This window comes from Variovorax sp. YR566 (assembly GCF_051992195.1).
In the GTDB taxonomy this organism is placed as follows: Bacteria; Pseudomonadota; Gammaproteobacteria; order Burkholderiales; family Burkholderiaceae_C; genus Variovorax.
The window spans coordinates 326,393-350,020 of record NZ_CP197092.1; the positions used below are offsets into that span (position 1 = coordinate 326,393).

Genomic DNA, 23,628 nt, shown 5'->3' on the forward strand with positions numbered 1-23,628 from the left:
CGAGAGACATGGAAGACCTCAACGACCTGGCGCTCTTCGCCCACGTGGTGACGCAGCAGGGCTTCAGCGCAGCGAGCCGGCACCTGGGCATTCCCAAGTCGCGCCTGAGCCGCCGCATCTCGCGGCTCGAGGAGCGCCTGGGCGTGCGACTGCTGCAGCGCAGTTCGCGCCGCCTGCTGCTCACCGGCGTGGGCCGGGAGTTCTACGAGCGCTGCCAGGCCACGGTGGCGGCGGGCGACGAAGCCTTCGACGTGCTGCGCCAGGCCACCTCGCAGCCGCAGGGCCTGCTGCGCGTGAGCTGCCCGTTCACCCTCGCGCAGTTCTGGCTCACGCCGCTGATTCCGGCCTTCATGCGTGCCTGCCCCGGCGTGCGGCTGCAGCTGGAAGTGAGCAACCGGCGCGTCGATCCGATGCAGGAGAACATCGACGTGGTGCTGCGCGTGCGGCGCCCGCCCTTCGAGGACTCCAGCCTCATCGCCCGGCCGCTGGGCTCCACCGTCGACGTGCTGCTGGCCAGCCCCGCGCTGCTGGCGCAGCTTGGCGCGCCGCAGGGGCTCGCCGACCTGGCCGCATGGCCCGTGCTGTCGCTGCCCGCCGAGAACGACCGCTACCGCTGGACGCTGGAGCGCGGCGCGCAGGCGCAGGAATTCGGCTTCACGCCGCACTTCGTCACCGACGACATGTTCGCGCTCAGGCATCTCGCGGAGCAGGGCATGGGCCTGGCGCTGCTGCCCGAAATCATGTGCCGCGATGCGCTCGCCGAAGGCCGCCTGGTGCGCGTGTGCGGCGAATGGGCCTGTGCGACCAGCGAGATCCAGGCCGCGTTCGCTTCCCGGCGCGGCATGCTGCCGGCGGTGCGCGCCTTCATCGACTACCTGCTGCAAAACCCGCCGGGCGAGGCTGTCGCGCGGACAGGCTTATCCTGACCGACCCTTCTTTCGTTCCAACTCCCGCAAAGCAAATCGAGGCACTGCAATGACCCGTACCGTCGCCGAGAAACGCGCCGACTTCCGCGCCCTTCACGAACAAGGCTGCTTCGTCATTCCGAACCCCTGGGATACGGGCAGCGCGCGCTTCCTCGAAGGCCTGGGCTTCAAGGCGCTGGCCACCACCAGCTCGGGCTTTGCGTGGTCGCAGGGTCAGGCCGATGGGGCGATGTCGCGCGAACTCATCCTGGCGCACTTGCGTGAGCTGGTGGAAGCCACCGACCTGCCCGTAAATGCCGACTTCGAGAACGGCTTTGCCGCCGATGCGCAGGGCGTGGCCGAGAGCGTGCGTCTCGCGATCGAGACCGGCGTGGCGGGCCTGTCCATCGAAGACTCGACGGGCAACGCCGCCGACCCGCTCTTTTCCATCGACGTGGCGGTCGAGCGCATGCGCGCCGCGCGCAAGGCCATCGATGCATCGGGCGCCGACGTGCTGCTGGTCGGCCGCGCCGAGAACTTCTTCGCCGGGCGACCCGACCTGGCCGACGCCGTCGCGCGGCTCAAGGCCTATTCGAACGCGGGTGCCGATTGCCTCTACGCGCCCGGCATCAAGACCCGCGAGCAGATCGCCGCCGTGGTCGCTGCCGCAGGAGGCAAGCCGGTCAACCTGCTGGTGGGTGCGGCCAGCGAGCTCACGATGCAGGACATCGCCGGGCTTGGCGTGCGCCGCGTGAGCGTGGGTGGCGGCATGGCGCGCGCGGCCTGGGGCGGCTTCATCCGCGCTGCACGCACGCTGGCCGACCAGGGGCGCTTCGACGGCTTTGCAGATGCCGCACCGGGCGCCGAGCTCAACGCCTTCTTCCGCCCGTTCGCCGGCTGAGGCACCGTGGATGCGCTGCTCGCCGAGATCCGCGCCTGCCGCGTGTGCGAGGCGCATCTGCCGCTGGGCCCGCGGCCAGTGGTGCAGGCCAGCGCGAGCGCCCGGCTGCTGATCGTCGGCCAGGCGCCCAGCATGACCGTGCACCGCACGGGCGTGCCGTGGGACGACAAGAGTGGCGAGCAGCTGCGCCGCTGGCTCGGCATCGACCGCGACGTGTTCTACGACGCGACGCGCATTGCGATCATGCCGATGGGCTATTGCTACCCGGGGCGCGGTGCCAGCGGTGACCTGCCGCCGCGCAAGGAATGCGCCGAGCTGTGGCACGAACGGCTGCTCGCGCAGATGTCGCGCATCGAACTGACGCTGCTCATCGGGCAGTACGCGCAGCGCCACTTCCTCGGCAAGACGGCGCGCGGCAGCGTCACCGAAACCGTGGAGGCCTTCGCCGACTATGCGCCGCGCTTTGTTCCGCTGCCGCATCCTTCGCCGCGCAACACGGGCTGGTTCAAGCACCACCCGTGGTTCGAGAGCGATGTGCTGCCGGTGCTGCGCGAGCGGGTGCGGGAAGCGCTGTTTTCGCCCACGCCATCGCTGCCTGCAACTAGGGCGTTGACTTCGCGCGCCGCGCCGCAGGCCGGCGCGGCGGCTTCGCCTCCAGCACCAGCTCGGCCGGCAGCGCGTCGTTCCATGATTCGGTGAAGTACGCGCGGTCGCTCGGCACCAGCTGGGGCAGCGCTTCGCGCAGCAGGTCCAGCGATTGTTCCGCCGCCTTCAGGTCGCCCGCGTGCGCCGCATACCAGGCGTGTTCGAACAGCAGGCTGCAGTGCTGGAGGCCCGGGTAGCGGCGGCGCCCCGCCTGGTGGTCGGCAAGCCGCGCCTGCGCCACGTCGACCCAGCGCGCGGGCCAGTTCGTCGCATCGAAGGCATCGGCGAGCGGACCGGCCAGCTTCGAGATGGCGGCCGGGTCCAGTGGCTTCTGCGCACGGAACTGCGCGAGCGTGGGCTGCTTCTCTGGCCGGCAGTGGCCGCGCGCGATGCGCATCAGGTAGATCGCATTCCACGCCGAGCGGCCCTGGCCGTCGGTGTGGCCGCAGAGCCATTCGCTGAAGGCGATCCATTGCACCGCGCGCCGCGTGGTGTCGGCCTTGCCGTCGTGTGCGAGCGCGGGCAGGTCGGACAACCCTACGCGATCGAACAGCCATGCGGCCATGCCCATGTTGGCGGCCACGTGCTGCGCCGCGTCGAAGGAGTGCGATTCGAAGGCGGCTGCCAGCGCCTCGCCGAAGCGGCGCAGCGATTCTTCGGCGAGCGCGGCCGAGGCAGGCTTGTCTTCGGCCGACAGCGCCAGCGCGCGCGAGCGGCACACCAGCGCCCACAGGTTGCACCACTCGAAGCGCACGTCGGGGTGGTGCCGCAGCACCAGCCCGCGCGCCGCATCTTCGGCCATGCCGCTCAACAGCGACTGCGCCAGCGGCAGGTCGCGCGCGGTGTAGGCACACCATGCGGAGACGATGCATTCCATCGCGCCGAGGTAGTCGTTGCCCGCCACGTGGTGCGCGAGCCGCTGCTTCTTCAACGTCTGCAGCCGCCGACGCGCCTGCTCGTTGTCGCCGAGCCGGCGCCACAGCATGGCCTCGTTGAGCGTGACCAGCGCGCGCTGAAAGTCGGTGGCTGCCAGCGTGCCGGCGAGGCGGATCGATTCGAGCGCGCTTCCGTTGCCACTGCCGTTCCCGCCCGCCACCGGCGCCATCAGCCGGCCCTGCCGCGCCGCCTGCTGCGAGGCGACAAGCTGCTTCCAGAAAGCCGCGTCCTGCAGATGCACCGCGTCGGGCGGCGGCGAGCCGGTGGCTTGGGCTTTGCGCGAACGCAGGCCGAGGAACGACGCCACTTCGGCAGCCGTGGCCGCGCGGCCTTGCACCAGCACGCGCACGCGCTTCGCCTCGGCGGCGGGCAGCCAGAACGGGCCCTGGCTGCGCCGCTCAGCATTCAGGAAGCGAGGCTCGCGCTGGGTGTCTTCGCCCCAGCCGACCTCGATGTTCCAGGCCTTGAAGTCGCGGAACGCGCGGCTCACGACCATGCGCAAGGTGCTGGCATCGGACACTTCGCCGCGCAGGTCGGCCAGCCGCACGACACCGGCGCCGGCATCGTGCGCATGCTGCATGCGCACCAGCAGCCAGAGCGATTGAAAGGCCGCGCGCCGGCCGTTGACCGACTGCGGCGAGGTGAGTTCGATGGAAAGGAGAGCAGGCTTGGGCACGCCCGAATTGAACCTCAAAACGGGCGCAGAACCTGATCAGTGCCGATGGCGGTCCAGCAGCTCGGGCACTTCGCTGCGCCCGATACCCAGGTCGCGCAGATCATGGTCGCTCATGCCGGCCAGTTGCCGCGAGTCGGCGTGCGCACGGCGGCTGTTCACCACCCGGCGGCGCCAGCCGCGCAGGGCATGGATCAGGCGTTGATGAAAAGACGATGGCTTGGGCGCGGTCACGATGGGCTCCTTGGTTGGGAGCGCTCATCTTCCGGCGGTGCATGCTATTGTGGAAGTTGAGATTTCTGACACTTTCCATCACCTTTACTGATAGTGAGGCGACCCGATGCGACAGCTCAACCTCGATCAACTGCGCACCCTCATCGCCATCGTCGATCTCGGCACCTTCTCGGCGGCGGCCAGGGCGCTGCACCTGGCGCAGCCCACGGTGAGCCTGCACATCAGCGAGCTCGAATCGCGCCTCGACGCGCCGCTGGTGGTGCGCGGCAACCGGCGCATCACGCCCACGGCCGCCGGAGCGGCGCTGGTCGAGCGCGGACGCAAGCTGCTGCGCGACACCGACGACGCCGTCGAAGCAGTCAAGCGCCAGGCCGAAGGGCGCGTGGGCCGCGTGCGCCTGGGCACTTCGACCGGCGTGCTGGTCGACCTGCTGCCGCAGGTGCTCGAAGCGCTGGGGGAGGAGCATTCGGGCATCGACGTCGAAGTGAGCATCCGCGGCTCCTACGAGGCCATGGAACGGCTGGCGGCAGGCACGCTCGACATCGGCCTGGTCGCCATTCCGCAGCCGCCGCTGCGCGGCATCGTCGTCACGCCGTGGTGCGAGCAGCCCATGATGGCTTTCGTGCCGCAGCGCTGGAAGGCGCCCAGGCGCGTCACGCCGGCCTGGCTGGCGACGCAGCCGCTGATCTTCAACGAGGCGACCACGCACATGTACCGGCTCACGATGGAGTGGTTCGCAGATGCCGGCTTCGCGCCGCGCGCACGCATCGAGCTCAACTACGACGCGGCCATGCGCAGCCTGGTGGCGGCGGGCTATGGCGCCGCGCTGCTGCCGCTGCAGCAGTCCACCGACACGGTGCGCAACGACCGCATGCAGATCCTGCCGGTGAGCCCGAAGCTCACGCGCCGCGTGGGCATTGCGCATCGCCAGCACGCGATGCTCGACGGCGCGACGCTGAGCGTGCTGGAGGTGCTGACGGCGTTCAGCCAGGCCTGAGCATCCCGAGCCGGGCGCTCATGCGCGCCAGGCGCTGGGGGAGCGCGCGCACATCGTCGGCAATGCCGTGGTTGCGCCAGCCGAAGATGCGGCGCACATAGGCATCGGCTGCGCCGTCCACCGCAATGCAGGCGGTGTGCACGCCGGCTTCGCGCGCCTCGGCCACGGCCTGGCGGGCGTCTTCGATCAGGTACCCGGGGTCGTGCACGTCGATGTCGGAAGGCGCGCCGTCGGTCACGAGCAGGATCGCGCGCTGGCCCGCGGGCTCGCCGCGCAGGTGCGAAGTGGCATGGCGCAACGCGGCGCCCATGCGAGTGGAGTAGCGCCCGCGCACCGCGCCGATGGTGGCGCGCGACGCGGCGTCGAGCGGCTGGCCGAAGTCGAGCAGGCGGTAGTAATAGACCTCGGCGCGCGTGTTCGACGAAAAGCCGTGGATCGCGAGGCGGTCGATGCCTTGCGTGTTCGATGCGGCAAGCAGCAGGGCGGCCCGCTTTTCGATGTCGAGCAGCGAGACGGTGTGCGGGCCCGCATCGTTCGCCGATGCCGACAGGTCGAGCAGCACGAGCAGGCTCGAAGGGCGCGGGCCCTTGCCGGGGCGCATGAACAGGCGGGGGTCGGGCTGCAGGCGCAGGCGGCGGTCGATCAGCACTTCGATGGCGGCGTTCAGGTCGATGTCGTCGCCTTCCCATTGGCGGCGCAGCCGGTGCGTGCGGTCGAGATGGCGGGCGCGGGGCGGGGCGAGCGGAGGGATGCGTTTGCTGTCGGCCGTGGCTTGCTCGCGCAGTGTGGTGAGGCCTTGCCATGCGGGCAGCTTCTCGATCACCGTGCACCAGTCGGGGCGCAGGCGCTCCAGCTTGCGGTCCCATTCGGGGTAGGTGTAGCGGCCCAGTTCCATCTCATCCACGCCGCCGGCTGAGGGGTTGCTGCTGCCTTCGCCAAGCGCACCCGATTGCTGGAGCGCGATGGTCTCATCCGGCGGCGTATCGGCGTCACCGAAATCCCAGAGGTAGCTGTTGTCGTCGCGGTAGGGCGCGGGCACCGCGTAGTCCCGGGGCTCGAAGCGCACGCGCATCTGGCCGAGGTCGTTGGCAAGGATGGAGGCGACGGCGCGGAAGGCGTCGCAGTCTTCAAGGCCAGTGCGTGCGACGGTTTCGTCGAAAAGGCGGCGAGCCTTGTTGACCCAGTGGTTGTCGTCCTGCCATGCGGGCAGCATCAGCATGCGGTCCATGCGCGCGACGAGCGCCGCGAAGCCCAGGTCCAGTGGGTCGGGCACGGGCGCCAGCGATTCGGCGAACCAGCCGTGCAGGCCGGGGAAGTCGCGGCACAGCAGGCGTTCGACGCGGGCGTCCTCGATGGCCGAGGCCACCGCGATGCCCATGGGCTTGAGCGCACGCGCCAGGCGGGCGGGCGTGGAGTGGCGCAGGTGCGCGACCGCATGCGCGACCATGGCGCGGCGCAAGCGTTCTTCGCCAGTGCCTTCAGGCAGCAACAGGCGCTTGCCGACGAGCACGGCGCGCGTTCCGGCCAGCGCCTGAACTTCGACATCGATGCCGGCAAGGCCACGGGCCAGCAGCGACAACGCAGCGTTCATCCGAACTGCGCTTCGACAAAGCCCTGTAGCGCGCTCGCCATGTCGGGGTCGTCGGTCAGTGCGCGCGTCATCGTCATCTCGCAGCTCTCGCGCGGCGTCACGCCGTCGCGGATCAGCACGCCCGCATAGATCAGCATGCGCGTCGACACGCCTTCGTCGAGCCCCCGGTGCTTCAGTTCGCGCGAGCAGCGCGCGATGGCCACCAGCTTCGCCGCGAGGTCGAGTTCGATGGCGGCTTCGTGCGACACGATCTCCGCTTCGAGCGCGCTGTCGGGGTAGTCGAATTCCAGCGCCGCGAAGCGCTGGCGCGTCGAAGGCTTCATGTCCTTCGCGCTGCTCTGGTAGCCGGGGTTGTATGACACCACGAGTTGAAAGTCGGGATGCGCGCGCACCAACTCGCCCTTCTTGTCGAGCGGCAGGATGCGCCGCGCGTCCGTCAGCGGGTGGATCACCACGGTCGTGTCCTGCCGCGCTTCCACCACCTCGTCGAGATAGCAGATGCCGCCGTGCCGCACGGCGAGTGTCAGCGGCCCGTCGTGCCAGGCCGTGCCGTTGGCGTCGAGCAGGTAGCGCCCGACGAGGTCGGAGGCCGTCATGTCCTCGTTGCAGGCCAGCGTGACCAGCGGCCGGCCCAGCGACCACGCCATGTGCTCCACGAAGCGGGTCTTGCCGCAGCCGGTCGGGCCTTTCAGGATCAGCGGCATGCGGTGGCGGTACGCCTGCCGGTACAGCGCCACCTCGTTGCCCGCGGGCCGGTAGAAGGGCTCGGTCTCGATGCGGTAGGCAGCCAGCGGATCGGGAACCGCCGCGTTCATCGGTGCTGGGCCGGCTCGTTCGGAATGCCCTCGATGGGGCACTCCGGTGTGCCCACCGTGCTGCGCGTGAACGACTCCACCATTTCGCGCGTGCCCTCGGGGTCGTTGATCCACTTCGTGTAGAAGTTGTACGGGCAGGCTGCCACGCCCTTGTCGCCGTCGCCGGAGTTGATGGTGCCGGTGTAGCCGCGGTGCACCAGCTTGAACAGGTGGTTCTGCGACTGGCCGTTCTTGCGCGCATCGCGGATCAGGCCCATCGAGAGCTCGGCGTAGTTGATGCCCATCTCTTCCTCGCCGCATTCGCCCAGCGTGCGGCCGTCGAAGCCGATCAGCGCCGAGTGGCCGAAGTACGAGTACACGCCGTCGAAGCCCGCCGCGTTGGCCACGGCCACGTAGGTGTTGTTCATGAAGGCCATGGCCTTCGACACCATGATCTGCTGCTCCTTGGCCGGGTACATGTAGCCCTGGCAGCGCACGATGAGCTCGGCGCCGCGCATCGCGCAGTCGCGCCAGATCTCGGGGTAGTTGCCGTCGTCGCAGATGATCAGGCTGATCTTCATGCCCTTGGGGCCATCGCTCACATAGGTGCAGTCGCCCGGATACCAGCCCTCGATGGGCACCCACGGCATGATCTTGCGGTACTTCTGGACGATCTCGCCCATGTTGTTCATCAGGATCAGCGTGTTGTAGGGCGCCTTGTTCGGATGCTCCTCATGGCGCTCGCCGGTCAGCGAGAACACGCCCCACACGTCGGCGCGGCGGCAGGCGTCGGCAAAGATCGCGGTCTCCTCGCCCGGCACGGTGGCCGCGGTGTCGTACATCTCCTTGGCGTCGTACATGATCCCGTGCGTCGAATACTCCGGGAAGATCACCAGGTCCATGCCCGGCAGGCCCTTCTTCATGCCGACCAGCATTTCGCCGATCTTGCGGGCGTTGTCCAGCACCTCGGCCTTGGTGTGGAGGCGGGGCATCTTGTAGTTGACGACCGCGACGCCCACGCAATCGTTGCTGCTCGAAATATCACCATGTCTCATGACGCTGCTCCTGAAGGATGGTTGAGAAAGAAAACAAACAAAAAGGCCCGAACCGGGGTTCAACCGGTTCGGGCCTGTCTGTCTGCGGTGCAACGGGTTCGTGTCGTCGAAGCCGATTGTTCTCAACTCAGCGCGGGCTGCACATACGTCATTTCGCTGATTGCGGTGGGTGCTGTGTTCAGCGGGGGCGTGCGTAGCCGGATTCGATCCAGGCGGTGGCGCTGGAGGCGGTGAGCCTGAAGGCGGGCGACACGTTGACGCTGGCGAGCTCGGAGTCGTCGGCGTCGTCATAGGCGGTGAGCGTGGCCGAGGGGTTGTCCTCGTCGGGCACGATGCCCAGGGCCACGCGAATGCGCTGGTCGTTGCGCGCGGTGACGGTCACGCTCTTGTTGAGCGTGGCGTGCAGCTGCTGCTCGTGGCGGCGGATGACTTCGGCGGCGGTCTTCACGAGCGTGGAAAAGGCGGGGCCGTCGAGCGGCTTCGGATTCTTCTTGTCGCGGCCCATGGTCCAGGGGCCGACCAGTGCCGGCTCGGGGTCGCCGTGGCGGGTCATCTCGACGGCCCAGCCGTCGTCTTCCTCGTTCTTGATGATGCGGGCGGTCCAGCGGTCGTCGCGCCAGAGGCGGTCTTCCTGCAGGGGGAGGGTGTCGGAGTCTGTCGGGTCGGTCATTCGGGTGTCGTTGGTCTGGCGCGGGGTATTTTCGCCTCTGCCGCAGGGCCGCCGATGTAGAGCGAGAGGCCTTCGACCAGTGCGTCGAAGGCGGCGCGGCAGCGCGGGCTGTTGCGCAGGTCTTCGTGCATCGTGACCCAGGTGTCGAGCTTCAGCGAGAAGGTGCGCGGCATCAGCCGCACCAGCGCGTCGTTGCGCCTGGCCAGCGCCACCTGGCAGATGCCGACGCCCGCGCCCGCACGGATCAGCGCCAGCTGCGCGAGGTCGCTGTCGGTGCGCAGCGAAAAGCCATCGCGCGAGAAGACCTTGAGCGACTTGCCCGCGTTGCGCACGAAGGCCGAGGGCTGGTCGTAGCCGATCACCGAATGCGCGGCCAGTTCCTCCAGCTTGCGCGGCGTGCCGTGGCGGGCGAGGTAGTCGCGGTGCGCATGGAAGCCCAACTCGATGTTGCCGATGCGGCGCGCCAGCAGCTGCTCTTGCCTGGGCCGCACCATGCGCACGGCGATGTCGGCCTCGCGCTGAAGCAGGTCCTGCACGCGATTGGTCGACACCAGCTCGACCTTCAGCGCCGGGTGCGCCTCGCGCAGCCGCGCCACGATGGGCGGCAGCACTTCGACGCTGACCACCTCGCTGGCCGACACCCGCACCACGCCGCGCACGCCTTCGCCCTGGCTGCTGGCGGCCCGCTCCAGCGAGGCGGCGGTGCTTTCCATGGCCTCGGCATGCGCGCGCAACGACAGCGCCACCTCGGTGGGCAGCAGCCCGGTCTGCGAGCGTGTGAAGAGCACCACGCCCAGCGCCTTTTCGAGCGCTGCGACGTGGCGCCCGGCCGTGGGCTGGGTGATGCCGAGCGCGCGCGCCGCGCCCGAGAGAGAGCCCTCGCGCAGCACGCCGAGGAAGGAGCGGTACAGCTCCCAGCCAATATTCGAAGTCATACATAAATGTATGGCCGATGGCTTATGTTCGGCAATTCCAATTGAACCCTGCCGAACCCAGAATTCCTCCATCGACAACTGTTCTGGAGCATTTCATGGCACGCAACGACACGGTTCTGGTTCTTGGCGCAACGGGCGGCATCGGCGGCGAGGTAGCCCACCAGCTGCGCGATGCGGGCTGGGAGGTGCGCGCGCTCAAGCGCGGCGCGACCGAAGGACGCAGGGACGGCATCACCTGGCTGGCCGGCGACGCGATGGATGCGCAGGCCGTACTGCAGGCCGCGAAGGGCTGCTCGGTCATCGTGCATGCGGTCAACCCGCCGGGCTACCGCCGCTGGTCGGAGCTGGTGCTGCCGATGCTCGACAACACCATCGCCGCCGCGAAGGCCGAAGGCGCGACGATCGTGCTGCCCGGCACGGTCTACAACTTCGGCCCCGATGCCTTCCCGCTGCTGGCCGAAGACTCGCCGCAGCATCCGGCCACGCGCAAGGGCGCGATCCGCGTCGAGATGGAACGGCGCCTCGAAGACGCCAGCCGCCAGGGTGCCCGCGTGCTGATCGTGCGCGCTGGCGACTTCTTCGGACCGAAGGCCGGCAACAACTGGTTCTCGCAGGGGCTGGTGAAGGCGGGCCAGCCCGTCAAGGGCGTGAGCTATCCCGGCCGCGCCGGCATTGGCCACCAGTGGTCGTACCTGCCGGACGTGGCCCGCACCATGGTCGAGCTGCTGGCGCGGCGTGACCGGCTCGAAGCCTTCGCCCGATTCCACATGGCCGGCCATTGGGACGCCGAAGGCACGCGCATGAGCGATGCCATCCGCAAGGTAGTTGCTCGCCGCACAGGTGCCAAGGTGAGTGTGTCGGCCTTTCCGTGGTGGCTGCTGGCGCTGGCCTCGCCCTTCGTCACCACCTTCCGCGAAATGCGCGAGATGCGCTACCTGTGGCAAACGCCCGTGGGCATGGACAACGCGAAGCTGGTTGCTTTCCTGGGTCGTGAGCCGCACACGCCGCTCGACGAGGCAGTGGAGGCCGCGCTGGAAGGCATGGGCAGCCTGGCCACGGCGCCGGTGGCCGTGGCGGCCTGATCGATCAGAAGACCGACAGCCCCGTGCGCGCCACGAACAGCTCCAGCGCCTTCATGCCCAGCAGCGAATTGCCGGTGGCATCGAGCGCGGGCGACCACACGCACAGCGTGAGCCGGTCGGGCACCACCGCCACGATGCCGCCGCCCACGCCGCTCTTGCAGGGCAGGCCGATGGAAAAGGCCACGTCGCCCGCCGCGTCGTAGGTGCCGCAGGTGAGCATCAGCGCGTTGATGCGGCGCGTCTGCCGCTCGCCCGTGATTTCGGGCTCGCCGTCGATCGGGTGCGCCCCGTCGCGGCAAAGGAAGGCGGCGGCGCGCGCCAGTTGCCGGCAGCTCATGCGCAGCGAGCACTGGTGGAAGTAGGTGTCGAGCACGGTCGCGACGTCGTTGTCGATCTTGCCGAAGCTCTTCATGAAGTTGGCCAGCGCGACGTTGCGAAAACCCGTGTCGGCCTCCGACTGCGCCACTTCGTCGTCGAAGCCGATGGACTCGCCGCACAGGCTGCCCATGAGCGCGAGGATGTCGGCCTTCGCGCTGCCGCCGGTGGCCTTCGCCTGGCTCACCAGCCGGTCGGCCACCGCGATGGCGCCGGCATTGATGAACGGGTTGCGGGGCTTGCCCTGTTCGTTTTCGAGCTGCACCAGCGAGTTGAACGGGTTGCCCGAGGGCTCGCGCCCGATGCGCTCCCACAGCGCGTCGCCCATGCGCTGCATGGCGAGCGTGAGCGTGAACAGTTTCGACACGCTCTGGATGGAGAAGGGCGTCTCGAAGTCGCCCGCGCCGGCTTCTTCGCCCTGGCAGGTGCGCAGCGCGATGCCGAACTGCCGCGCGTCCACGCGGGCGAGCGCCGGGATGTAGCTCGCGACGGTGCCACCCTGGCCGAGCTGCGGGCGCAGCGTGGCGACGATTTCGTCGAGAACGGGCTGGAAGTTCGTTGTGGTCTTGCTCATGCCGAGCGTTGTACCGCAGGCCGCCGGTTCACCAGCACGATGCCCAGCGCCACGCCGGCCAGCGCCACGATCAGCTGCGCCGTGAGCGGCTCCTTCAGCAGCACCACGCCGAACACCAGCGCGAACAGCGGCGTGAGAAAGGTGAAGGACGACATCTGCGTGGCCGGGTAGTGCCGCAGCAGCCACATCCAGGCGAGATAGCTGGCGAAGGCGCCGACCACCGTCTGCAGGCCGATGGAAGTCCAGGCCCACGCGGAATACGAAAAGCCCCAGTGCTCGCCGAGCGCCAGCGACAGCACCGGGCACACCGCCGCCGTGACCGCCACTTGATAGAACAGCGTCTTCTCCGCACTGGCCGTGGCCAGGCGCGTGGTGCGCAGCGTGAGCGTGGTCAGGCCCCAGAGCATGCCGGCCGCCAGCGCCATGCCGTCGCCGATGAGCTGCGACGAACTCATGTGGCCGAAGCCCTCGCTGAAGGCCAGCACCACGCCCGAGAACGCAATGAACAGCCCCAGCCACTGGAAGCCCCGCAGCCGCTCGGCCGGCACCCAGCGCGGCAGCAGCAGCGACACCCAGAAAGGCGCGGTGTAGAGAAACACCGTGAGCCGCGAGGCGCTGGTGTGCTGCAGCCCCAGGTAGATGCCGGCGAACTCGCCAGAGAACAACAGGCCGGCCAGCAAGCCGGGCCACAGCGTGCCGTCGCGCTCGAACAGTGGCACGCCTCGCGATACACACCAGAGCCACAGCAGCACCGTGGCGCCGATCATGCGGATCGAGGCCTGCCACATCGGCGGCACCTCGGCCACGGTGGTCTTGATGAGGATCTGCTGCAGGCCCCAGAAGGCGCAGCAGGCAATGAGCAGGCCGATGGCGAGGGAGTCGAGGTGGGTCTTGCGCTGGATCATTCGGGGCCGGTCAGTCGCGGCGGGTTGCCGCGTAATTCATCCGATGATCGTATCGTGCCAGCGTGTTTATTGTGCGAACGCGGTCAGCGAAGGCAGCGGCGCGCGCTGCTCGAAGCGCTTTTCGATGGCCAGCAGCGCAGCCTCCAGGAACTGCAGGAACATGCCCATGGCCACCGCCGTGGTCTGGCCCGCGCGCTGGTAGAGGCAGCTGAACGAGCGCGCCCCCGCGTCGGCCAGGCCGGTCCACACCAGCGTGCCGCGCTCCACGTCTTCGGCCACGTTCTCGGGAATGAGAAAGCCGATGCCCGTGCCGCCGGCCACCAGCCGCCGCACCATCGCGACCGAGCTGGTCTCCACCAGCGGGCGCACCTTGCGGTGCTCGCGGTGGTCGATCTGGTCGACCATGGCGCGCAGCTCGGTGTCGGGCGTCATGAGGATCAGCGGGTGGTCCAGGCAGTCGCGCAGCCGCGGCAGCTTGCCCAGCGCCGCCAGCGGATGGCCGGGCGGCGTGACCAGGCCCAGGTGCTGCGGAAACGCGCGTATCTCTTCCACGCCGGGCGGCGGCTTGCGGCGCAGGCAGAAGCCGATGTCCGATTCGCCATTGGCCACCCACTTCAGGATGTTCTCGCCGCTGCCCGAGCGCACGCTGTAGGTCACGCCCGGGTAGTTCTTCATGGCCGCCTCGATGACCTCGGGCACCAGCTGTTCGGCCGACGAATGCGACACCGCCAGGTTGATGTGCCCGCGCCGCAGCGACCGCAGGTCTTCCACCTGGGCCATGGCGTTGTCGAAGTCGCGCTGCCCGCGCCGCACGGCGGCCACCATGATCTCGCCGGCCGTGGTCAGCTGCATGCCGCGCGGCAGCCGGTCGAACAGCGGCGTGCCGACCTGTTCCTCGAGGTTGAGCACCTGCTGGTGCACGGCGGCCGCCGTGAGGTGCAGCGCCTCGGCGGCCTTGCGCACCGAGCCGCGGCGGGCCACTTCGTCGAAACAGCGGAAGGTCTGGGAGATGGCGCGCATGGTGGCGGGAAGTGTATGGATTTTCTATACGCACCGTACGAAACAAACAGATTTTCCTGACGGGCGATGCGGCCTAGATTCGCACCACTCTTCAAACTCCCGAGGTTCGCTTCCGTGACCATCACCACCGTCGACCAGATCACCCAGCGCCGCCGCGGCACCGGCCTGATCGCCCACGACCCGGCGCTGAGCGCCGGCGGCTACACCCTGATCGCGCCGCAGACCGATGACGGCAACGTCTACCTGATCGACATCGAGGGCCGCGTCGCGCACCAGTGGAAGATGCCCGTGCGCCCGGGCCGCGCGGCGGTGATCCTGAAGAACGGCAACCTCGGCTACAACGGCAACCACGCGAACTCGCCCGAGATCTACGGCGCCTGGTCGCTGTGGCACGGCGGCGATTTCTACGAGGCCACGCCCGGGGGCGAGATCGTCTGGCGCTTCGAAGACCCGACGCACCACCACGACGCCCGCTGGCTCGACAACGGCCACCTGCTGTACGCCGGCTGCGCGCCGGTGCCGGCCGGCTTTGCCGAGCGCGTGCCGGGCGGCACCGCCCATGGCCCCGGCGAGGCGATGTACGGCGACGTGATCCGCGAGGTCGACCGCGACGGCAAGCTGGTGTGGGAATGGAAGGCCTGGGAGCACCTGGCGCCGGAAGACTTCCCCATCCACCCCGGTTTCGGCCGGACCCACTGGCCGCTGGTGAACGGCCTGGACGTAACGCGCGAGGGGCTGGTGCTGATGAGCCTGCGCACCACCTCCGGCATCGTCGGCGTCGACAAGGCCACGGGAGGCGTGAAGCTGCACATTCCGCCGTCGGTGCTGTCGCACCAGCACGCGCCCGTCGCGCTGGCCAACGGCCACATTCTTGCTTTCGACAACGGCAACTTCCGCACCGGCAAGCATGTGGCGTTCTCGCGCGTTCTCGAAATCGACCCGGCCTCCAACGAGGTCGTGTGGCAGTACGCGGACGAGCTGGTCAACGCGTTCTACACCGCCTACATGGGCAGCGCGCAGCGCCTGCCCAACGGCAACACGCACGTCACCGAGTCGGCCACGGGGCGCCTGTTCGAGGTCACGCCGGCCGGCGAGGTGGTGTGGGAGTACGTGATTCCCTGGTTCGCCGAATACCCGGACGAGGCCGCGCGCAAGTACGTGCCCGGCCGGCAGAACAGCGTTTTCCAGACCTTCCGCTACACCGCGGCGCAACTTCCATGGCTCAAGGTTTCCGCATCATGATTTCTTCCGCCCTTCGCCGACTCGCACTTCCGCTGGCTGCCGCACTGCCTCTTCTCGCGCAGGCTGCCGACGCTCCCAAGCCCGTGCGCATCCTCAGCAACTGGTTCGCCCAGCCCGACCAGGCCGGCTACTGGCAGGCCCAGCAGGACAAGCTTGGCAAGGAAGCCGGCATCGAGATCAGCGTGCTGCAGGGCGGCCCGAAGATCCAGACCATTCCGCAGGTGGCCTCGGGCCAGGCCGAGTTCGGCATCGGCAATGCCGACGACGTGCTGCTGGCCCGCCTGCGCGGCGCGCCGGTGCGTGCGGTGTTCGCGCACCTCGACTACGTGCCCTACACGCTGGTCTACCACGCCGACCCGGCCGTGAAGTCCATCGCCGACCTGCAGGGCCGCACCTTCGCGGTGAACATCGGCAACGCCTACTGGGAGTGGACGAAGAAGCAGTACAAGCTCACCGGCACGCGCGAGATCCCGGTGAGCGGCGACCTGAGCCTGTTCCGCAACGACCCGAAGATGGTGCAGCAGGGCTACTCGCTCTTCCTGCCCGCGCGCATGGCCGCGGCCGGCGTGCAGGTGCAGCAGGTCACGCTGGCGTCGCTGGGCTACCGGCCCTACGACGTGCTGTTCACCACCGACGACATGATCCGCAAGAACCCCGCGCTGGTGAAGGCCACCATCGCGGCGGTGCAGAAGGGCTGGGCCAACTACGTGCGCAACCCCTCGGGGCTGAAGCCGCTGATCACCGGCATGAACAAGCAGATGACGCCCGAGATCTACGACGCGGCCAACAAGGAAATGATCGAGACGCTGATCTCGCACGACCTTGGCCGCATCGGCTGCATGACCGACGCGCGCTGGAGCGAGCTTGCGGGGCAGCTGCGCAGCGTCAACTTCCTGCCGGCGAACTTCGACGCGAAGCAGGGCTACGACCGCACGCTGGTGCCGGGCTGCAACCCATGAGCGGCGCGGCCGTCGGGCTGGAGGGCGTGTCCAAGCGCTTCGACTCCGGGTTGCAGGCGCTGGGCACGGTCGACCTCGCGCTGCGCCCCGGCGAATTCGTCTCCATCGTCGGACCTTCTGGCTGCGGCAAGTCGACGCTGCTGCGCATCATGGCGGGGCTCATCGCGCCGAGCACGGGCCGTTGCACGCGGCCCGACGGCGTCGAGACCGCCTTCGTGTTCCAGGAAGCCGCGCTGCTGCCCTGGCGCACCGTGGAGCGCAACGCGCAGTTGCTGATGGAACTCGAAGGCCATGCGCCTGCGAGCTACCGGGCGCGTGCGGCCGAGGCGCTGAAGCTGGTGGGGCTTGCGGGCTTCGAGAAGTCGTACCCGCACCAGCTTTCGGGCGGCATGCGCATGCGGCTGTCGCTGGCGCGCGCGCTGGCGTTGCGGCCGGGGCTGCTGCTGCTCGACGAGCCACTGGCGGCGGTCGACGAACTCACGCGCGACGTGCTGCAGGAAGAGCTCTCGTCGTTGTGGCGCCAGGCCGGCTTCACCGGCGTGCTGGTCACGCACAACGTGCATGAGGCGGTGTACCTGTCCAACCGGGTGGTGGTCATGTCGCCGCGGCCGGGGCGCATCCTCGACGTGATCGACGTGCCTTTCGAATTCCCGCGCGCGCCCGAGTTGCGCGCCAGCGCCGGCTTTGCGGCGCTTACGGGACAGGTGACGGCGGTGCTGCGTGCGCAGCACCATGCGCAAGCCGTGGCTTGAGGGAGATGGCGATGACCCGATCCGATTCTTCTTCTCCGGCCGCCGCCTTCGTGCGCAACGCCGCCCCCGTGCTGGTCGTCGCGCTGCTCGCCATCGGCCTGTGGTGGCTGCTGAGCGCTACCGTCTACGAAGGCAAGGGCTATCTGCTGCCGTCGCCGCAGGAAGTGGCGGCAGCCACGGCCGAGAACGCCGCAGTGCTCGCGGGTGCGACGCTCTCTACGCTGAAGGAGGCGCTGCTGGGCTATGCGCTGGCCATCTTCCTCGGCATCGCGGGTGCGGCGGTACTGGCGCAGTCGCGGCTGCTGGAGCGCAGCCTGTACCCGTACGCGGTGCTGCTGCAGACCGTGCCGGTGGTGGCGATCGCGCCGCTCATCGTGCTCTGGTTCGGCTACAACGAGCTGTCGGTGGTGATCGTCAGCTTCATCATGTCGCTGTTCCCCATCATCAACAACACGATGCTGGGCCTGCGCTCGACCTCGCGCAATCTTGCGGAGCTGTTCGCGCTGCACCGCGCGAGCGGGCTGGTGTCGTTCTGGAAGCTGCGGTTGCCGGGCGCGCTGCCGCACATCTTCGCGGGGCTGCGCATCTCGGCAGGGTTGTCGGTGATCGGCGCCATCGTGGGCGAATTCATCATCGGCTCGGGGAATGCCGAAGGCGGGCTGGGCGTGCAGATCGTGTTCGCGCAGGGGCGCATGTACACCGCACTGCTGTTCGCGGAAGTGATCGCGGCGACGCTGCTGGGCTTTCTGTTTTTCCTGGTGGTGAGCGCGATCGGCCGGCTGCTGCTGCGGCACTGGCACGAATCGGCATTGGGAAGCTGAGTGCCAGGGGCCTTATTTCGCGGCCAGCGGGTAGGGCGGCTTGCCCCGCGTGCCCACCATCAGGTCGGGCACCACCGTCTCGACATCGGGCAATGCACGCGCCGCGCGTTCCAGCTTCTTCGCCAGCGCCGCGTTCGGCACGCAGCCCTGCAGGTACACCCAGCGGCGCTGGATCATGACCCACACGCTGCCCTTGCTTACCCCCGGCACCGCAAGCAGCGCGGCGCGCACCTTGGGCGCGAGGGGCTTGTCGTAGCGGTAGGCGTTGCTGTCGGTGCATTTGCCGGCCAGCCAGCAGCTGGTGCCGCGCTCCAGCCGCGAATGGGTCTGCATGCGACGCTCTTCGGCGGTGTAGAACGGCCCCTCGGGCATGGCGCAGGCCGGCAGGCCCGCGGACACCTGGAAGAACGGGTCGTCGAACCAGTTCTGCTTGAGCGGCCCGTTCGCTTCCTGCGCCATGCCGGTCTGTGCGGCAAGCAACAAGACAGACGACAGGAGCGCAGGGCGGTTCATTACAAGGGATGCTCGGTGTAGAAGCGCCCGCCGTGGAACAGCAGCGGCGAGGCGCCCGCGTCATGCGTGCAGCGCTCCACCTCGCCCACGAAGATCACGTGGTCGCCTTCGTCATAGCGGCTGCGGTTGAAGCACTCGAAGCTGGCCGCCGCGCCTACCAGCACCGGCGCACCGCCGAGGCCCTCGGTGAAGGCCACGTCGGCCCAGCGGTCGATGTTCTTGGTGGCGAAGCGCTCGGCCAGCGCCTTCTGGTTGGCCGCCAGGATGTTCACCGTGTAGTGCGAGCCGGTGCTCAGTGCGGGCATCGAGCCGGCCGCGCGTGCAAGGCTCCACAGCACCAGCGGCGGTGCCAGCGACACCGAGTTGAACGAGTTGGCCGTGAGGCCGACCAGCGTGCCGTCGGCCGCGCGCGCAGTGACCACGGTGACGCCGGTGGCGAACATGCCGAGCGATTCACGAAACTCGTCGGTCGAAAAGGAGGGCGGCTGGGCCCGGCGGGGAGTGGTCACGAAAGAGGCTGGGCGGTGGTCGGCAGGAGGGCCATTTTGGCTCAGCGCCCGGCGGGCTGCCTGACCGGGCCCATCAACTCTGTCACCAGGCGGGTATAGACGGTGGCGGCGGCCGAGGGCGTTCGGCCCGCGAGCGTCACCAGGCTGTAGTGCGTCTGCATGCGGGCAAAGCCGACCACCGGCAGTGGCACGAGGGCGTTGGTGTCGGTGTTCAGGGCGGGCGCGTGGGGCGCGAGGATGACCGCGTTGGCGGTCAGGGCCAGGTGGCGCAGGGTGCCGGCGTCGTCGCAGGTGACGTTGAACACGCCGCGGTCGTCGCGCTGGATCTGGCTGTCGAAATACGCAGCCACCTCGGCGGGGAGGTTGGGGCCGGCCACGGGATAGCGCATGGCTTTTTCCAGCGTCACCTGCTTCAGCCGGCGCAGCGGGTGCTTCGGCTGCACGAAGAACGAGACGGGCAGGTCGGGCAGCCGCGCGAGCTTGAGACCGGGCTGCTTCTTCAGGTCGCGAGTGTCGGCGATGAACAGGTCGAGCTGGCGCCGGTGCAGGCGCTCGCTGAGCGTGGCGGTGTCGGCCACTTCCATGCGCATCAGGAGTTGCGGATGGCGCTGCGTCATCAGCGACAAGGCCATGCGCCCGAGCGTGCTCGCGGCGAAGGGACCGAGCCCCACGGCGAGGCTGCCGATGGCCAGGCCTTCGAGCTGCAGTACGTCGCGCTGGATCTGCTGCGCATCGGCCAGCAGTTCGCGGGCACGCGCCAGCACGAGCTCGCCGGCTTGCGTGAAGCGCACGGTGCCATAGGCCCGGTCGATCAGGCGTGCCTGCAGGCTGTCTTCCAGGGTGTCGATGCTGCGCGAGAGCGCGGGCTGCGACAGGTGCACGGCCTGCGCTGCGCGGCCGAAGCTGCCCTGCTCGGCAAGGGCAACAAGATGCTGGAGCTGGCGCAACTGCATTTTGCGTTTCACTTAAAAAGGAAGCGCGTATTTTGCATTTGCCAATGCTTCTGCCGCTTCGGAGAATTGCCGGATGACCCCTTCTTCCTTCTCCACAGCTGCATTCGTCGCACTGGCTTGCGCGCTCGGCGCCCCGTCGATCTCCGCGCAGATCGCGCCCAAGGCGCCCGAGCCTTCCACGCTGCAAGCCAACGCCGACATGGCGAAGACGCTGCCTTTCGCCAACCGGCAGGACTTCGAGGACGCGATGCGCGGTTTTGTCGGCACCGTGCCCGATGCGCTGGTGCCCGGCAGCGGCACGCGGCCGGTGTGGAGCATGAAGCCCTACGACTTCCTGCAGGCAAACGAAGCGGCCGACACCGTCAACCCGAGCCTGTGGCGCCAGGCGCAGCTCAATGCGATCCATGGCCTCTTCAAGGTGACCGACCGCGTCTACCAGGTGCGCGGCTTCGACATCGCCAACATGACCATCGTGGAAGGCGACAGCTCGCTGATCGTCATCGACCCGCTGCTGGCCGCCGAAACCGCGCGCGCCGCGCTTGCCCTGTACTACCAGCACCGCCCGCGCAAGCCGGTGGGCACGGTGATCTACACGCACGGCCATGCCGATCACTTCGGCGGCGTGAAGGGCGTGATCGACGAGGCTGACGTGAAGGCCGGCAAGGTGCAGGTGCTCGCGCCCGCGGGCTTCATGGAAACGGCCGTGGCTGAGAACATCCTCGCGGGCAATGCGATGAGCCGGCGCTCGCAGTACCAGTTCGGCACGCTGCTGCCGCCGGGCGCGCGCGGGCAGGTCGACACGGGCCTGGGCAAGGCGCTGGCGCGCGGCACCATTTCGCTGATTGCGCCCACGGCCACAATCGACAAGCCGACCGAAGAGCGCACCATCGACGGCGTGCAGTTCGTCTTCAAGCTCGTGCCGGGCTCGGAGGCGCCGTCGGAAATGATCATGTACCTGCCGCAGTTCCGCGTGCTGAACATGGCGGAGGACGTGACGCACAACATGCACAACCTCTACACCATCCGCGGCGCGGAGGTGCGCGACGGCAACCTGTGGTCGAAGTACATCGACGAGGCGCGCGTGGCCTTCGGCGACAAGACAGACGTGCTCATCGCCCAGCACCACTGGCCCACTTTCGGGGGCGGGCGCATCGTCGATCTGCTGAAGAAGCAGCGCGACATGTACAAGTTCATCAACGACCAGTCGCTGCGCCTGCTCAACCAGGGCTACACGTCGGCCGACATTGCAGAAACGCTGCGCATGCCCGCGAGCCTGGAGCAGGAGTGGTCCGCGCGCGGCTACTACGGCACGTTGCGGCACAACGCCAAGGCCGTGTACCAGAAGTACCTGGGCTGGTACGACGCCAACCCCGCCAACCTGAACCCGCTGCCGCCGGTGGCCTATGCGAAGAAGACGGTCGAGTACATGGGCGGCGCAGACGCGGTGCTGGCGCGTGCGCGCGAAGACTTCAAGAAGGGCGAGTTCCGCTGGGTGGCCAGCGCGATGAGTCAGCTGGTGTATGCCGACCCGGCCAATCGCGCAGCCCGCGAGCTGGGCGCCGATGCGCTCGAGCAGATGGGCTACCAGTCGGAGGCCGGCACCTGGCGCAGCGCGTATCTGGTGGGTGCGATGGAGCTGCGCAATGGCGTGCCGAAGATTCCGGGCGGCAACAGCTCCAACGCCGACACGCTGAAGGCGGTGAGCAACGACCTGTTCTTCGACTTCCTCGGCGTGCGGCTCGATGCGGCCAAAGCCGAGGGCAAGAAGATGGTCATCAACTGGAACTTCACCGATTCGAACCAGCAGTTCGTGCTGACGCTGGAGAACTCCGCGCTCACGCACATCGCCGGTCAGCAGCCGGGAGCCGATGCCACGGTCACGCTGAGCCGCGCCACGCTCGATGCGGTCACGCTGAAGGAGACGAGCTTTCCTGCTGCGGTGCTGGCGGGCAAGGTGAAGATCGATGGTGACCGGGCGAAGCTGGGTGAACTGCTGTCGATGCTCGATACCTTCGAGCCGATGTTTCCTGTTGTCGAGCCGCGGAAGTGAGGGTTCGGGGGGTGTGCGAATGACACCGGGTACTCCCCTCCGCGAATGTCCCCCGGCCTGCGGCCTCCTCCTTTATTTCGCTGCGGGGAGTACCCGGTGCCATTCGCACATGGACGCAGCGCTCATGCCGACCTATCAACAAGTGCTCTGAACGATCACGTCGATGGGGTGCCTTGCGCAGCGAAATAAAGGGGGAGGCCGCAGGCCGGAGGACATTCGCGGAGCAAGGTACCCGTCGGCGTGATCGCGCCCCGAAACAACGCCGAGTCCTAGCCAAAGAACCAATAGCAGACCGCGACAGCCGCCACAACACCGGCCAACTCCGCCAGCAACGCGCAGGCCACCGCATGCCGCGCTCTCTGGATGCCAACGGCGCCGAAATACACGGCCAGCACGTAGAAGGTGGTTTCGGTGCTGCCCTGGATGGTGGCGGCCACCAGCGCGGGAAAGCTGTCGACGCCCTGGCTCTTCATGGTCTCGATCAGCATCGCGCGCGCCGCGCTGCCCGAGAAGGGCTTGACCAGCGCGGTGGGCATGGCGTCGACGAAACGAGCGTCGAAGCCGCCGGCGTTCACCAGCCAGCGCAGGCCATTCAACGCGAAGTCGAGTGCGCCCGAAGCGCGCAGTACGCCGACCGCGCACAGCATCGCGACGAGGTACGGCAGCAGGTTCTTCGCGATGTCGAAGCCTTCCTTTGCGCCTTCGATGAAACACTCGTACACCTTGATGCGGCGTATCGCCCCGGCCAGCAGGAACACGACGATCACGCCGAACAGCGTGAGGTTGCCCAGCAGCGAAGACAGCGACGCAATGGCCGCCGCCGACAGCGTGCCCAGCAGCGCCATGAAGCCGCCCAGCAGCAGCGCGCCCGGCAGCAGGTAGGCCAGCACCACCGGGTCCCACAGCCGCAGGCGCTGCGCCACCGCCACCGAGAGCAGCCCGACCAGCGTGGAGGCGCTGGTGGCCAGCAGGATCGGTAGGAACACCAGCGTCGGGTCGCCTGCGCCCTGTTGTGCGCGGTACATGAAGATGGTGACCGGCAGCAAGGTCAGCGACGAGGCATTAAGTACCAGGAAGAGGATCTGCGCGTTGGTGGCCGTCACCGGGTCGGGGTTCAGCCGCTGCAGTTCGCGCATCGCCTTCAGGCCGATGGGCGTGGCGGCGTTGTCCAGCCCCAGCGCGTTGGCCGCGAAGTTCATTGTGATGAGCCCGAGCGCCGGATGCCCCGCCGGCACGCCCGGCATGAGGCGCCGGAACAGCGGCCCCAGCAGCCGTGCGAGCCAGCCGACCAGCCCCGCCGCCTCGGCGATGCGCAAAAAGCCCAGCCACAGCGTGAGCGTGCCGAACAGCAGCACCATCACCTCGACCGCCAGCCGCGCCATCGCGAACAGGCTCTCGACCAGCGCCGCGAACACGGTCGGGTCGCCGCCGATGAGCCACCGCCCCAGCGCCGCCAGTGCCGCCACCCCGAAGAAACCAAGCCACAAGCCGTTGAGCACGCTTCTTTTCCTTTTGTTTCGCTTCGATGATAGGGCCG

General features: G+C 68.5%; 23 protein-coding genes and 1 pseudogene. 10 read left to right on the forward strand and 14 right to left on the reverse strand.

All coding sequences use genetic code 11. From position 1 onward, the window contains the following. Positions 1 to 8: 8 nt before the first annotated feature. From ACTG4X_RS01635 to ACTG4X_RS01645, 3 genes and pseudogenes are all read left to right on the forward strand, one after another. Positions 9 to 926, forward strand: a complete 918-nt coding sequence (locus ACTG4X_RS01635; RefSeq protein ID WP_440533120.1) for a LysR substrate-binding domain-containing protein — start codon at positions 9 to 11, stop codon at positions 924 to 926. A 49-nt stretch (positions 927 to 975) separates the two neighbouring features. After that, positions 976 to 1,806: an isocitrate lyase/PEP mutase family protein gene (locus ACTG4X_RS01640; protein ID WP_097197482.1), complete on the forward strand. Its 831-nt coding sequence runs from the start codon at positions 976 to 978 to the stop codon at positions 1,804 to 1,806. A 6-nt stretch (positions 1,807 to 1,812) separates the two neighbouring features. After that, positions 1,813 to 2,379, forward strand: a pseudogene (locus tag ACTG4X_RS01645) (uracil-DNA glycosylase family protein); the annotation flags it as partial. A gap of 28 nt (positions 2,380 to 2,407) precedes the next feature. Here the strand turns inward: ACTG4X_RS01645 and ACTG4X_RS01650 are convergent. Next, on the reverse strand, positions 2,408 to 4,063 hold the full coding sequence (locus tag ACTG4X_RS01650) for a hypothetical protein (protein WP_440533121.1): 1,656 nt from the start codon (positions 4,061 to 4,063) through the stop codon (positions 2,408 to 2,410). Positions 4,064 to 4,099: 36 nt separating this feature from the next. Beyond that, positions 4,100 to 4,294 carry a DUF1127 domain-containing protein gene (locus ACTG4X_RS01655; protein WP_093057023.1) on the reverse strand — a complete coding sequence of 65 codons (195 nt, stop codon included), beginning with the start codon at positions 4,292 to 4,294 and terminating at the stop codon, positions 4,100 to 4,102. A 106-nt stretch (positions 4,295 to 4,400) separates the two neighbouring features. On the opposite strand from ACTG4X_RS01655, the gene ACTG4X_RS01660 reads away from it, so the two are divergent. After that, on the forward strand, positions 4,401 to 5,291 hold the full coding sequence (locus ACTG4X_RS01660; protein ID WP_093057022.1) for a LysR family transcriptional regulator: 891 nt from the start codon (positions 4,401 to 4,403) through the stop codon (positions 5,289 to 5,291). On the opposite strand, the gene ACTG4X_RS01665 is transcribed toward ACTG4X_RS01660, so the two are convergent. The 5 genes from ACTG4X_RS01665 to ACTG4X_RS01685 all read right to left on the reverse strand — a co-directional run bounded on the left by ACTG4X_RS01665 (position 5,278) and on the right by ACTG4X_RS01685 (position 10,336). Then, on the reverse strand, positions 5,278 to 6,882 hold the full coding sequence (locus ACTG4X_RS01665; RefSeq protein WP_440533122.1) for a nitric oxide reductase activation protein NorD: 1,605 nt from the start codon (positions 6,880 to 6,882) through the stop codon (positions 5,278 to 5,280). The two genes, ACTG4X_RS01660 and ACTG4X_RS01665, sit on opposite strands and share 14 nt — an antisense overlap. Beyond that, entirely contained in the window at positions 6,879 to 7,697 is an 819-nt protein-coding gene (locus ACTG4X_RS01670) for a CbbQ/NirQ/NorQ/GpvN family protein (RefSeq protein ID WP_440533123.1), read from the reverse strand. Before ACTG4X_RS01670 ends, ACTG4X_RS01665 begins: the two co-directional genes overlap by 4 nt. Next, positions 7,694 to 8,731: an aliphatic amidase gene (locus ACTG4X_RS01675; RefSeq protein WP_097197477.1), complete on the reverse strand. Its 1,038-nt coding sequence runs from the start codon at positions 8,729 to 8,731 to the stop codon at positions 7,694 to 7,696. The genes ACTG4X_RS01670 and ACTG4X_RS01675 overlap by 4 nt, the downstream gene beginning before the upstream one ends. 178 nt (positions 8,732 to 8,909) lie before the next feature. Beyond that, positions 8,910 to 9,401: a hypothetical protein gene (locus tag ACTG4X_RS01680; RefSeq protein WP_093057018.1), complete on the reverse strand. Its 492-nt coding sequence runs from the start codon at positions 9,399 to 9,401 to the stop codon at positions 8,910 to 8,912. After that, positions 9,398 to 10,336 carry a LysR family transcriptional regulator gene (locus ACTG4X_RS01685; RefSeq protein WP_097197476.1) on the reverse strand — a complete coding sequence of 313 codons (939 nt, stop codon included), beginning with the start codon at positions 10,334 to 10,336 and terminating at the stop codon, positions 9,398 to 9,400. The genes ACTG4X_RS01680 and ACTG4X_RS01685 overlap by 4 nt, the downstream gene beginning before the upstream one ends. Positions 10,337 to 10,431: 95 nt before the next feature. Between ACTG4X_RS01685 and ACTG4X_RS01690 the strand changes: the two genes are divergently transcribed. Next, entirely contained in the window at positions 10,432 to 11,418 is a 987-nt protein-coding gene (locus ACTG4X_RS01690) for an NAD-dependent epimerase/dehydratase family protein (protein WP_440533124.1), read from the forward strand. A 4-nt stretch (positions 11,419 to 11,422) separates the two neighbouring features. Here the strand turns inward: ACTG4X_RS01690 and ACTG4X_RS01695 are convergent, their stop codons facing one another. From ACTG4X_RS01695 to ACTG4X_RS01705, 3 genes are all read right to left on the reverse strand, one after another. After that, positions 11,423 to 12,367 carry a glutaminase gene (locus tag ACTG4X_RS01695; protein WP_097197474.1) on the reverse strand — a complete coding sequence of 315 codons (945 nt, stop codon included), beginning with the start codon at positions 12,365 to 12,367 and terminating at the stop codon, positions 11,423 to 11,425. Further along, positions 12,364 to 13,272, reverse strand: coding sequence for a DMT family transporter (locus ACTG4X_RS01700; RefSeq protein WP_093076603.1), 909 nt, complete (start codon positions 13,270 to 13,272; stop codon positions 12,364 to 12,366). Before ACTG4X_RS01700 ends, ACTG4X_RS01695 begins: the two co-directional genes overlap by 4 nt. A 66-nt stretch (positions 13,273 to 13,338) precedes the next feature. Next, positions 13,339 to 14,292 (reverse strand): LysR family transcriptional regulator, encoded by a 954-nt coding sequence (locus ACTG4X_RS01705; protein ID WP_093076604.1) that lies wholly within the window; start codon positions 14,290 to 14,292, stop codon positions 13,339 to 13,341. A gap of 114 nt (positions 14,293 to 14,406) precedes the next feature. Here ACTG4X_RS01705 and ACTG4X_RS01710 point away from each other — a divergent pair, with 114 nt between their 5' ends. The 4 genes from ACTG4X_RS01710 to ACTG4X_RS01725 are packed head-to-tail and all read left to right on the forward strand — an operon-like array spanning position 14,407 to position 18,066. Further along, entirely contained in the window at positions 14,407 to 15,534 is a 1,128-nt protein-coding gene (locus ACTG4X_RS01710) for an aryl-sulfate sulfotransferase (RefSeq protein WP_257014420.1), read from the forward strand. Continuing rightward, positions 15,531 to 16,493: an ABC transporter substrate-binding protein gene (locus tag ACTG4X_RS01715; RefSeq protein WP_440533125.1), complete on the forward strand. Its 963-nt coding sequence runs from the start codon at positions 15,531 to 15,533 to the stop codon at positions 16,491 to 16,493. Before ACTG4X_RS01710 ends, ACTG4X_RS01715 begins: the two co-directional genes overlap by 4 nt. After that, positions 16,490 to 17,245, forward strand: a complete 756-nt coding sequence (locus ACTG4X_RS01720; RefSeq protein WP_440533126.1) for an ABC transporter ATP-binding protein — start codon at positions 16,490 to 16,492, stop codon at positions 17,243 to 17,245. The genes ACTG4X_RS01715 and ACTG4X_RS01720 overlap by 4 nt, the downstream gene beginning before the upstream one ends. An 11-nt stretch (positions 17,246 to 17,256) precedes the next feature. Beyond that, positions 17,257 to 18,066: an ABC transporter permease gene (locus ACTG4X_RS01725; protein WP_256330758.1), complete on the forward strand. Its 810-nt coding sequence runs from the start codon at positions 17,257 to 17,259 to the stop codon at positions 18,064 to 18,066. 12 nt (positions 18,067 to 18,078) lie between these two features. On the opposite strand, the gene ACTG4X_RS01730 is transcribed toward ACTG4X_RS01725, so the two are convergent. Genes ACTG4X_RS01730 through ACTG4X_RS01740 form a run of 3 tightly spaced genes read right to left on the reverse strand, consistent with a single transcriptional unit; the run spans position 18,079 to position 20,053 of the window. Further along, positions 18,079 to 18,579 (reverse strand): BON domain-containing protein, encoded by a 501-nt coding sequence (locus tag ACTG4X_RS01730; protein WP_097197470.1) that lies wholly within the window; start codon positions 18,577 to 18,579, stop codon positions 18,079 to 18,081. After that, positions 18,579 to 19,088 (reverse strand): flavin reductase family protein, encoded by a 510-nt coding sequence (locus ACTG4X_RS01735; protein ID WP_093057008.1) that lies wholly within the window; start codon positions 19,086 to 19,088, stop codon positions 18,579 to 18,581. Before ACTG4X_RS01735 ends, ACTG4X_RS01730 begins: the two co-directional genes overlap by 1 nt. Before the next feature lie 41 nt (positions 19,089 to 19,129). Then, the gene (locus ACTG4X_RS01740) at positions 19,130 to 20,053 is read right to left on the reverse strand and encodes a LysR family transcriptional regulator (RefSeq protein WP_256216739.1); all 924 of its coding nucleotides are present in this window, start codon (positions 20,051 to 20,053) and stop codon (positions 19,130 to 19,132) included. Between the two features lie 61 nt (positions 20,054 to 20,114). Here ACTG4X_RS01740 and ACTG4X_RS01745 point away from each other — a divergent pair, with 61 nt between their 5' ends. Then, on the forward strand, positions 20,115 to 22,091 hold the full coding sequence (locus tag ACTG4X_RS01745) for an alkyl/aryl-sulfatase (RefSeq protein WP_097197469.1): 1,977 nt from the start codon (positions 20,115 to 20,117) through the stop codon (positions 22,089 to 22,091). Positions 22,092 to 22,360: 269 nt separating this feature from the next. Here the strand turns inward: ACTG4X_RS01745 and ACTG4X_RS01750 are convergent, their stop codons facing one another. Beyond that, positions 22,361 to 23,590: a nucleoside recognition domain-containing protein gene (locus ACTG4X_RS01750; RefSeq protein ID WP_093057005.1), complete on the reverse strand. Its 1,230-nt coding sequence runs from the start codon at positions 23,588 to 23,590 to the stop codon at positions 22,361 to 22,363. Positions 23,591 to 23,628: the final 38 nt, after the last annotated feature.

Bases quoted from the DNA above. Each gene is read 5' to 3' on its own strand.
- ACTG4X_RS01695 (WP_097197474.1), bottom strand. From the start codon at position 12,367: ATGAGCAAGACCACAACGAACTTCCAGCCCGTTCTCGACGAAATCGTC.
- ACTG4X_RS01705 (WP_093076604.1), bottom strand. From the start codon at position 14,292: ATGCGCGCCATCTCCCAGACCTTCCGCTGTTTCGACGAAGTGGCCCGC.
- ACTG4X_RS01690 (WP_440533124.1), top strand. From the start codon at position 10,432: ATGGCACGCAACGACACGGTTCTGGTTCTTGGCGCAACGGGCGGCATC.
- ACTG4X_RS01745 (WP_097197469.1), top strand. From the start codon at position 20,115: ATGACCCCTTCTTCCTTCTCCACAGCTGCATTCGTCGCACTGGCTTGC.
- ACTG4X_RS01700 (WP_093076603.1), bottom strand. From the start codon at position 13,272: ATGATCCAGCGCAAGACCCACCTCGACTCCCTCGCCATCGGCCTGCTC.
- ACTG4X_RS01675 (WP_097197477.1), bottom strand. From the start codon at position 8,731: ATGAGACATGGTGATATTTCGAGCAGCAACGATTGCGTGGGCGTCGCG.
- ACTG4X_RS01715 (WP_440533125.1), top strand. From the start codon at position 15,531: ATGATTTCTTCCGCCCTTCGCCGACTCGCACTTCCGCTGGCTGCCGCA.
- ACTG4X_RS01725 (WP_256330758.1), top strand. From the start codon at position 17,257: ATGACCCGATCCGATTCTTCTTCTCCGGCCGCCGCCTTCGTGCGCAAC.
- ACTG4X_RS01640 (WP_097197482.1), top strand. From the start codon at position 976: ATGACCCGTACCGTCGCCGAGAAACGCGCCGACTTCCGCGCCCTTCAC.
- ACTG4X_RS01635 (WP_440533120.1), top strand. From the start codon at position 9: ATGGAAGACCTCAACGACCTGGCGCTCTTCGCCCACGTGGTGACGCAG.
- ACTG4X_RS01685 (WP_097197476.1), bottom strand. From the start codon at position 10,336: ATGACTTCGAATATTGGCTGGGAGCTGTACCGCTCCTTCCTCGGCGTG.
- ACTG4X_RS01670 (WP_440533123.1), bottom strand. From the start codon at position 7,697: ATGAACGCGGCGGTTCCCGATCCGCTGGCTGCCTACCGCATCGAGACC.
- ACTG4X_RS01660 (WP_093057022.1), top strand. From the start codon at position 4,401: ATGCGACAGCTCAACCTCGATCAACTGCGCACCCTCATCGCCATCGTC.
- ACTG4X_RS01730 (WP_097197470.1), bottom strand. From the start codon at position 18,579: ATGAACCGCCCTGCGCTCCTGTCGTCTGTCTTGTTGCTTGCCGCACAG.
- ACTG4X_RS01720 (WP_440533126.1), top strand. From the start codon at position 16,490: ATGAGCGGCGCGGCCGTCGGGCTGGAGGGCGTGTCCAAGCGCTTCGAC.
- ACTG4X_RS01680 (WP_093057018.1), bottom strand. From the start codon at position 9,401: ATGACCGACCCGACAGACTCCGACACCCTCCCCCTGCAGGAAGACCGC.
- ACTG4X_RS01665 (WP_440533122.1), bottom strand. From the start codon at position 6,882: ATGAACGCTGCGTTGTCGCTGCTGGCCCGTGGCCTTGCCGGCATCGAT.